Source organism: Sphingobacterium sp. IITKGP-BTPF85, assembly GCF_001006065.1.
GTDB lineage: Bacteria > Bacteroidota > Bacteroidia > Sphingobacteriales > Sphingobacteriaceae > Sphingobacterium > Sphingobacterium anhuiense.
In genome coordinates this window covers 38260-47639 of the sequence record NZ_ASZT02000029.1, presented here as the reverse complement: position 1 = coordinate 47639, position 9380 = coordinate 38260, and the positions used below count along the sequence as shown (strand labels likewise).

Genomic DNA, 9380 nt, shown 5'->3' with positions numbered 1-9380 from the left:
TTTTGGAGTAATGAGCTCGTGCTTGATTGGATGGACAAGATTGCTGCCCTAGGGGTGGTGGAATTCTCTTTGGCAGACACAACCTCTGAGGCAACATTGCCACAGATAACACAACTTTTTGAACAGGCATTACAACGGTTTCCAACCTTAAATATCGGTGCACATTTTCATTCTCCTAAGGCAAGTAGTCTAGATAAAATCAATGCCGCTTACCTTGCTGGATGTCGAAAATTTGATGGTGCTATTTTAGGATATGGAGGCTGTCCGTTTGCCGAAGATGAGTTGGTAGGGAATATTCCAACGGAAGATTTAATATATTATTTTGAGCGAAAAGGGCAGGATAAAATATTGACCTTTGGTGGTGAATTTATTAATTTAATAGCATAAAGTCAGAAGTTTATGAGTGGTCATTTGAATTATAAGTTTATTAAGGTGAAACAGGCCGATCATGTTTTTTATTTGACCTTGGCCCGTCCTGAAAAACGAAATGCTTTTACACCGTTGATGATCGATGAGATCTATCATGCCATACAAATCGCAGATTCAGATCCGGATGTTAGGGTGCTTATTCTCGACGCGGAAGGTCCTGTATTTTGTGCTGGTATGGATTTGAAAGCTTTTGAAAATCCAGATGTTTCCGAGCTGGCAAAGACGGTTCCACATGTTGATTTGTCTTTGGGAGAAGTCATGTCACAATTGAATAAACCTTCGATCGCAGTGCTCGAAGGAAATGTGATTGCGGGAGGTTTTTTAATGATTCTTGAATGCACCTATGTTATTGCGAAGTCGACAGTTCAGTTCTCTTTACCAGAGGTGCAACTTGGATTGTTTCCTTTTCAGGTTTTGGCGGGTCTGCTGAAGCATTTGCCCCATAACAAAGCAATGGATCTATGCATTCGTCCAGAGGTGATTTCAGCTCAAGAAATGAAAAATATGGGTTTAGTTTTTGAACTGATGGATCAGAAACCCGATATGTTGCCAGATTTGATCAATAAGCTGACGTCTATTGCGCCATTAGCGGTTAAGATGGGCTTTGAGTCAGCGAAACAATTAGAAGGGCTTAGAAAGGCTGATCAGTATGCTTTTCTTCTTGAGCAGTTGCAAAGGCTGAGAACAAGCATGATTTTAAAGAGGGAATGGCCGCGCGTATGGAAAAAAGACCTCCAAATTGGAAAGGCGAGTAATTGTTATTAAAACATTCTGAAGCTAGGTCTACTCGTTAAAGGTGAAAATTCCCACGGGATAGAGGTGAAGATAATGCATATAGCCCAAGCAGTGTAGATAAATATCGTTTTGAATTTAGCTACACTGCTTTGTTTTTACGGGCCTTTATATATCCAATGGTAAACACTAAAATGCCAATAGTCATCATGGTGATGTGTTCCATTCCAAAAAAACGTACCTGACGCAGTTTGATGGCTTCATTAAAATTTTTGATAAAATAATGTACGATCGGACTTTCAAAATAGAGTGTTAATCCTACTATAAACTGTATGTAAAGTAAGATTAACGTTACTATCTGTAGTATATAATCATACGGTTTCATGTGATACTTTTTTTCCAGCCCATATAGGCACGTACTAATAATGCGATAAGACAAACGACGATCATCCATCTGCTAGCCGAATGTAGGGCAAGAAAGAAATGGTAAAGCATGCTTTTTCTATTTTAAGATCGAAAATTCAATATATGACGAATTGTTGTGATCATGAAAAATACGATGTGTTGCTTTCCTGTAGTCACTCGATTTGGCTTCATAACCTTCAAAAAACTGCTGTGGATTACGTTCTGCAATTGGAAACCACGTATTTTGTACCTGAATCATGATGCGGTGTCCTTTTTTGAACGTATGCGCTACATCAGGCATGCTGTAGTTAACCGCAGTAACAAAATCCGGTTGCATAGGTTCTGCCTTCTCAAATCCATTCCGATATTTTCCAGCCATAATTTCACCGCGAACCAGCATTTGGTAGCCATCCATTACTTTATTGTTGGAGGATGGGCTGTTTGCAGGGTAGACATCAATAAGTTTTACGACATAATCTGCGTCTGTTCCAGAGGTTGATACTTTTAGGAAGTTTTTAATGGGGCCAACTATTGTGATATCTTCGTTTAAAGGTTCTGTTTGATAAACCATAACATCGGGTCTAGATGAGGCGAAACGCTGGTCGTCGATCATGTACTCACGTGTCCTGCTCTCCATAACACCACCTTGATAAGGTACAGGTTTGTTAGGATCACTAACATATTCATCCCAAGAATCTGTACGTCCTACTTTTCAAACCCTAGTTTGCCTTGAGGTTGTAGGTAGAGTTTTTTGTCCTCTACATCTTTTGGAGGCCATTTATCAAATGATTTCCATTGGTTGCTTCCTGTTACAAAGATATTCGCTTCTGCCCCCTTAAAATCACCCTTCCCTTTCAGATAATAATTGAAAAAGGGTAGTTCAAATTTTTCCTGATACGTCACACTTGTTTTCTGGTCAAATTGAATAACACCAAAAGAGCTACCGTCACCACGTACCCAGCCTCCGTGAAACCAGGGGCCAGCCACGAGGATCGAATTATTCTTTGGGTTTTGTTTTTCGATTGCTTTGTAAGTTTCAAATGTTCCGTAGGCATCTTCGGCATCAAAAAAGCCTCCAACTACCATAACGGCTGGTTTAACATCGGTTAAGTGCGGTAATATCTCTCTATCTTTCCAAAACTGATCATAATGTGGGTGGTCAAAGACATCATTCCAAAATTTGATAGAATCGGCAAAGTAGTTGTCTTTCAGGTCTTTCGCTGTCCCGGCATTCATGTAGACTGATAAACATCTTTTGAAGGATATTGAAAAGTCTTGGGTGCCTGATCTGGCGTAATGGGTTTAGGTCTAGGAATACCGAAGCTGGACATGAATTTAAATGCATCTCCTGTGAAAAGTACGCCATTATGATGAAAGTCATCGCCCAGGTACCAGTTTGTTACGGGAGCTTGAGGTGATACTGCTTTTAATGATGGATGTGTTTTCGTAAGACTTACTGTGGAGTAAAATCCTGGATAAGAAATGCCGTACATGCCTGCTTTACCATTGTAGTTCTTTAGGTTTTTGCTGAGCCATTCTAGTAAGTCATAGGTATCCGTACTTTCATCAATATCTTTTTTTCCTTTTTTTAAGTTTGTCGGTCTTATATCTTCAAAGGTTCCTTCGCTCATCCATTTGCCACGTACATCTTGGTAAACAAAGATGTAACCTTCTAAAGTCATTGCCGGGAAATTCCCTAATGTCTCTTTGTATTTATCTTCACCATAAGGGCCTACGGTATAAGGGGTGCGGTTTAATAAAACAGGATATTGCTGACTTTTGTCTTTTGGTGTGTAGATGGTGGTAAATAATTTGACCCCATCACGCATCGGAACTGAAATTTCCTTTTTATCATAATTCTTTTTAACATAGTCTGTTTCGAGGATTGACTGAGCCTTTACTTGAAATGAAAAGGTTGTTGCAAGCACTGAAAAAGCTAAAAATACTTTGTTCATGGTATTAGATTAATTTTACGATAGGACAAGATAAGAAAAATGAATAAAGACTGGATTAAAAAAAAGCCAGATTAAATATCATGATTTAATTTGGCCTTTTTTAATAACAGTTATCTGTTTTTGGGAGAGGATAGGAATAGCCTAGCTTCTCAATATTCTAATCTTTTTGCCTTTAATCTTACCGAGGTTAGAATGTTTAAGTATGGTGCTAACTAAAGAGCGTTTGACAGCAACGAAAGATTCCCTGTCTTTAACTTCAATAATACCGACATCGCTTTTTTCTATTCCCTCGAGGTTAAGTAAGAAGCCAACGAGATCAATTTTGTTGACTTTATCTTTTTTACCTGCAGAAAAGTATAGGGTAGCGAAATCAGAGTTTTCAGGTAGCTTATATTCACCATCGACTTCTTCGATTTCGATATCATCCGCCACATATGGATAATCTTCGTCAGGTTTTAAGATGATAAAGACTTTTCCTTTTGCTTGCATACGTGCTGTTCTACCATTCTATGTGTGAAATCATCTTCACGGTAAGGTAACTGATAATGGATAATGGCATCGATTTCAGGGATATCAAGTCCTCGGGCAGCAAGGTCGGTCGTAATCAAGATATGATTGCTATTGTTTCTAAATTTCAATAGTGCCAGCTCGCGATCACTTTGTTCCAGTCCGCCGTGGAATACATCATGTATGATATCACGGTTTTGTAGCAATTCGCTGATGTGGTCAACAGCATCGCGATGATTACAAAAGATAAGTACTTTTTGATTACCTATTTTGCATAGCAATTGAAATAGCGCTTCTAATTTTTTATGGATTGGAGCAACAATCTTTTTTATCGTTAACGCTGGTGCACTTTGTATGTGACTTAGAAAATTAACCTCCGTTGCAGCAGAAATGCCTGTGAAATCAGGTATTTCTTTCATTGCGGTAGCCGACGTTAAGATGCGTGTTTTTAAGTTAGTTAAGTAGTCAATTATAAAAGACATCTGATCCTGAAAACCTAATTCCAATGATTTATCAAATTCATCCAAAACCAGCGTCTTGATTTGTGTCGGATCAAAGTGGTTTCCTTCAAGATGATAAACAATACGACCTGGTGTACCAATGAGGATAGCAGGAGGATTCTTTAAATTGTTTCTTTCAGTCTTGGTATCATGACCGCCATAGCAACAGGTGATTTTAAAACCGGTAGCAACTCTTTTTAATACGGATTCAATCTGCAAAGCCAATTCGCGGGTGGGTACAAGGATCAAAGATTGGACGTCAGCTACATCTTTGTTTAATGTTTTCATCAAAGCAAGTGCAAAAGCTAATGTTTTACCTGAACCGGTTGGTGAAAGTAAGATGAGATTTTCTTTTTCTTTGAATTTATCCATGACCTCATTCTGCATGTCATTCAGCGAAGAGATATGGAGTTTTTGTAATATGGCGTCTATTTGCATGTTGCAAAAGTACACAAAGTATTACATAAAGTCTGCCGTAAGCAGACCTTTTTTTATGTTTATGGATTCAATTATAATAAATGAATTCCTTTATCTTGTAGTGATTGTTTTTCCTGTTCATCCCATATACTGACCTGAACTTCACCAATATGTGCTTTTTTAAGCATAAACATGCATACACGTGATTGTCCGATTCCACCACCGATGGCTTCTGGCAACTCATCATTTAACAACATTTTGTGGAATGATAATGCTGCACGTTCAGCATTATTTCTAATTTTAAGCTGTCGCTCTAACGCAGTTTTGTCTACACGTACGCCCATAGAAGATAGTTCAAATGCAGTGTTTAAAATAGGATTCCAAACTAAGATATCCCCATTTAATCCATTTGTTCCACTTCCATTTTCAGTACTCCAGTCATCGTAATCTGCTGCACGTCCATCATGAGCTTCGCCATTCGATAAAATTCCACCTATACCATAGATAAATACAGCGCCATGCTCTTTTGCAATGGCATTTTCACGCTCTTTAGGTGTGAATGTTGGATATTTTTGCAACAATTCTTCTGAAGAAATAAAGGTAATCTCTTCAGGTAAAACAGATTTAATATCTGGGTATTGACGTTCTACTTGCTTTTCAGTGAAACGTAAAGCATCATATATTTTTAGAACGGTATCTTGTAGAAAAGAAAATGTTCTCTGTTCTGCGGAGATTGTTTTTTCCCAATCCCATTGATCTACATAGATAGAGTGAATCGGCGTATAGTCCTCATCAGGACGTAATGCGCGCATATCTGTCAATATGCCCTCTCCAACCTCAAGTTCAAGCTCTTTTAATCTTAAGCGCTTCCATTTTGCTAGTGAGTGAACAACAACAGCCTTACGTTCTTGTAGCGCTTTGATAGGGAAGGCTACTGGTCTTTCGATGCCATTTAAATCATCATTTATACCTGTACCATCAAGTACAACCAAAGGTGATGAGATAGGAATCAATCCTAAATTATTTCTAAGTTGTTGTGCAAAAGTATCCTTTACAAAACTAATAGCAACTTCAGTTTTTAATAACTTTCTTTTATCCATGAAATGTATATATATCAAAAAATAGCCTCTTGGTTATCTATTTTTTATTTGTACCTGTTAAGAATCTGTATCGAGTAATGCTCAAGACAAATTCTGTTTCCCTCAATTTTCCTCAAAAATAACAATATTTCAGACATAACAAGGTATTGTTGGTAAATTTATTTCCATAATGATATATTTTTGATGCGATCGCAAGAAATTGCCTGAATTGATGAGATCTTAAAAAATAAGGAGGTCGCATGTTGACATGGCGACCTCCTATATTTTTATATGTTAGTTTTTTTAAACGGAGAAACTTTCACCGCAAGCACAAGTTCTTGTGGCGTTCGGATTATGGAATTCAAATCCTTTACCATCTAATCCATCAGAATAGTCAAGTTCTGTTCCAGCTAGATATAAGAATGACTTAATATCTAAACATACTTTAACACCTTTATCTTCGCAAAACTGATCACCTTTTTTTTCTTCGTTATCGAAGTGCAATTTATAGCTTAGGCCTGAACAACCTCCGCTTTCAACAGCAACACGCACAAAATAACTGCTGTCATATTTTTCAGTACTCATTATCTCTTCAATTCGAGATTTTGCTTTGTCTGTAACGGTTACCATATCGCTGAATAATTATATTAATATTGAATAGTACAAATTACGCTAACTTCTTTTTTATTTCCAATACAAATCTGACCCTAAATGTAATAATTAAGTAATAAGACCGGCTTGGAAGAGTTGCCAGATAGGAGAGTTTTGTCTAATTTTTGTTACGGCTTCTTTAATGAGCCTAGTGGTGGTGTCTACTTCTTCTTTTGTTGTCAATCTGCTTATACTGAATCGTACTGTTGCTAACGCATCTTCTTTTGAAACCCCCATAGCAAGTAGTACGTGAGACGGGTCTCTGGTGCCACTAACACATGCAGAACCGGATGATAATGCTAATTGTGGACAATGGGTCATGAGCTCGCTCGCAAGTAAATGCTTGAAACAGATCGACGTGGTATTAGGTAAACGTGAAGCTGTCTTTGCATGAATATAAGTTGCAGGGATTTTACTTAATACATTTTCTAAATATTCCCTCAATTGAATCGTATGCTCAAAATCTCTTTCATGATGCTGTATGTGGGTTATTGCTGATCCGAGACCAACAATATTGGGGACATTGTATGTACCTGCCCGAAAACCATTTTCTTGCCCTCCTCCTGTAATCAGTGCACTGATTTGGATGGGTTTGGACTTCCGACGGATGAATAATGCGCCAATGCCTTTTGGTCCATGCAGTTTGTGAGCACTTAAACATAGTATGTCAATGGGGATGTGAGCAAGGTTAAGTGGGATTTTGCCAATGTATTGTGTAGCATCACAAAAATATAAACAGTCTTTATCTTTGCATAACGTCGCAATTTCCTGAATAGGGTGGATATATCCGGTTTCATTATTTGCTGCCATTATACAGACTAATATGGTCTGTGCCGTAATATGCTCTTCTAGAACACTTAAATCTATTTTTCCAGTGTGATCAACATCAAGATAGGTAACTAAAGCCCCCTCTTTTTCTAATTGTAGCAGGGTTTCTAAAACAGCTTTGTGCTCTGTTTTGACTGTAATGATGTGATTGCCTTTGGATTTATAATTTTTATAAATTCCTTTTAGTACTGTGTTAATGGATTCGGTTGCACCTGAATTGAAAAAGATCTCTTTAGGTTGACAGTTAAGAGATTGAGCAACCTGTAGACGGGCTTTTTCTATTGCTCCGTTGGCTTCACGCCCCATACTGTGATACACACTGGATGCATTTGCATAATTATGGATGAAATAGGGTACCATGGTATCCCATACTTCATCCATGATTTTAGTTGTTGCATTATTGTCGAGATAAATTAACTCCTTCATTGTATAAAGGTAAATATTATCTTGTTTATAAAGTCCTTGATGTGGGGTTGATTTCTTTTTGCTTGATATTCGGATTGTAATTCAATCCTGGACTCAACCAGTACATCAGTACCACTCTGGAATAACGGTAATTGAAAGGGCTCAATACAAAAACGGTTACAAGTGCCACAATGGAGTAAAGCCAAAAAGAACTGTCATTGCCAGTTATAATATACGTAGCTAGACAAGCTGTGATCATTTCAGCAACTGTAAATGCATAACTCACAAACATAGACACGTAGAAATATCCCGGTTCACGTTCGTAGCGTAAACCACAATAATCACAATGTGTGTTCATTTTTTGTGTTTTAAAGCCATAAGTATTCCCTGTGAATATTTTTCCTTTACGACAGCGTGGACATAGTGCCTTGCTGGCGGCTTTAAATTCTGATAATTCGTAAGTAGTTTCCTTCTCTTTCATATCTAACTGTTGTTTTTTCTGAATTCATCGGGTGTTAATCCAGTAGCTTTTTTAAAAAATTTAGTAAAATAAGAGTTGTCATTAAAATTCAACTCGATAGCGATCTCATTAATATTAAGATTTTTATTGACTAATAATCGCTTTGCTTCAAGTAATACGCGTTCTCGTATTATTTCTCCTGCTGCACTTCCGATATAGGATTTACAGATGGCATTTAAATGATTGGGAGTAATAAATAACTGTTCCGCATATGCTTTAGGTAATCTAATCTCTTTAAAATTCTTTTCCACTAAACGCTGGTAATTGTGGAATATGGTATAATTATAGGGATTACTCGCCTTTTCTGTTTTTGTACCATGCCAAGATTCAATCCAGAGCAATAGCTGAAGTAAGCTCACCCGTATTAAATCGCTAGCAGTCGGATTTTTACTTGTCTGGTAAAATGCCTCAAATATTTTTACAGCGTCTTGTCTATTCGACTCGGGAATTGTAAATACAATCTGATCATTCTGACCGCTTAAAAACGAGAAACGGTTTAAATAATCCGTTCGTAATAAGAAAGATTGAAAGTATTCCGGATCAAAGTTTACAACAAAACCTTCTTCATCACCGTTGAAATTCCAAGTGTGAACTTGCCCCGGGGCCATAAAGTAGATTTGATATGCTTCTATTTCGTGTTTCTCAAAATCGATCAGGTGATTGCCGGAACCATTTGTAAAGAGCACAAAATGGTAGAAATTGTGTTTATGCGGAAATACCATATTGTGATGCATAGCGATGTAATCAGCAAGATGATCGACAAATAAGAGGCTGCTCGAATCGTTATTGATGGAGCAGTTATCTAATACGGGTATGGTACTTTTCTTTATCACATTACAAATTTACTTCAAAAATCACATTTGCAACTGATTTAATTATCGATTTTATGGTGTTTTTCAACGATTGATAATTTTATTGCCAATTCGTGACTCAATTGTTATATTTATGAGAA

General features: G+C 37.4%; 11 protein-coding genes and 2 pseudogenes. 2 read left to right on the top strand and 11 right to left on the bottom strand.

Features of this window, described 5'->3' with window-relative positions:
• Both L950_RS08205 and L950_RS08200 read left to right on the top strand, forming a co-directional pair.
• Positions 1–387: pseudogene (locus tag L950_RS08205) on the top strand (hydroxymethylglutaryl-CoA lyase); the annotation flags it as partial.
• 12 nt (positions 388–399) lie between these two features.
• Positions 400–1194: an enoyl-CoA hydratase/isomerase family protein gene (locus L950_RS08200; protein WP_231576986.1), complete on the top strand. Its 795-nt coding sequence runs from the start codon at positions 400–402 to the stop codon at positions 1192–1194.
• A 109-nt stretch (positions 1195–1303) separates the two neighbouring features.
• Here the strand turns inward: L950_RS08200 and L950_RS08195 are convergent, their stop codons facing one another.
• The 11 genes and pseudogenes from L950_RS08195 to L950_RS08160 form a co-directional block, all read right to left on the bottom strand.
• Complete coding sequence (locus L950_RS08195; RefSeq protein WP_156169604.1) at positions 1304–1546, bottom strand: hypothetical protein; 243 nt, start codon at positions 1544–1546, stop codon at positions 1304–1306.
• Between the two features lie 117 nt (positions 1547–1663).
• Positions 1664–2206 (bottom strand): annotated as a pseudogene (locus L950_RS36355) (CocE/NonD family hydrolase); the annotation flags it as partial.
• 65 nt (positions 2207–2271) lie between these two features.
• Positions 2272–2802, bottom strand: coding sequence for a CocE/NonD family hydrolase (locus tag L950_RS36350; protein ID WP_316930575.1), 531 nt, complete (start codon positions 2800–2802; stop codon positions 2272–2274).
• The gene (locus tag L950_RS36345) at positions 2799–3521 is read right to left on the bottom strand and encodes a CocE/NonD family hydrolase (protein WP_316930574.1); all 723 of its coding nucleotides are present in this window, start codon (positions 3519–3521) and stop codon (positions 2799–2801) included. The genes L950_RS36350 and L950_RS36345 overlap by 4 nt, the downstream gene beginning before the upstream one ends.
• 141 nt (positions 3522–3662) lie before the next feature.
• On the bottom strand, positions 3663–4010 hold the full coding sequence (locus L950_RS32455; protein WP_231576985.1) for a DbpA RNA binding domain-containing protein: 348 nt from the start codon (positions 4008–4010) through the stop codon (positions 3663–3665).
• Entirely contained in the window at positions 3977–4966 is a 990-nt protein-coding gene (locus L950_RS08185) for a DEAD/DEAH box helicase (protein ID WP_231576984.1), read from the bottom strand. The genes L950_RS32455 and L950_RS08185 overlap by 34 nt, the downstream gene beginning before the upstream one ends.
• 71 nt (positions 4967–5037) lie before the next feature.
• On the bottom strand, positions 5038–6045 hold the full coding sequence (gene asnA / locus L950_RS08180) for an aspartate--ammonia ligase (RefSeq protein WP_021189142.1): 1008 nt from the start codon (positions 6043–6045) through the stop codon (positions 5038–5040).
• A 282-nt stretch (positions 6046–6327) separates the two neighbouring features.
• Positions 6328–6654 (bottom strand): HesB/IscA family protein, encoded by a 327-nt coding sequence (locus tag L950_RS08175; RefSeq protein WP_021189141.1) that lies wholly within the window; start codon positions 6652–6654, stop codon positions 6328–6330.
• A gap of 90 nt (positions 6655–6744) precedes the next feature.
• On the bottom strand, positions 6745–7929 hold the full coding sequence (locus L950_RS08170; protein WP_021189140.1) for a cysteine desulfurase family protein: 1185 nt from the start codon (positions 7927–7929) through the stop codon (positions 6745–6747).
• Positions 7930–7954: 25 nt separating this feature from the next.
• On the bottom strand, positions 7955–8389 hold the full coding sequence (locus tag L950_RS08165; protein ID WP_021189139.1) for a DUF983 domain-containing protein: 435 nt from the start codon (positions 8387–8389) through the stop codon (positions 7955–7957).
• 2 nt (positions 8390–8391) lie between these two features.
• On the bottom strand, positions 8392–9261 hold the full coding sequence (locus tag L950_RS08160; RefSeq protein WP_021189138.1) for an AraC family transcriptional regulator: 870 nt from the start codon (positions 9259–9261) through the stop codon (positions 8392–8394).
• Between the last annotated feature and the right edge of the window lie 119 nt (positions 9262–9380).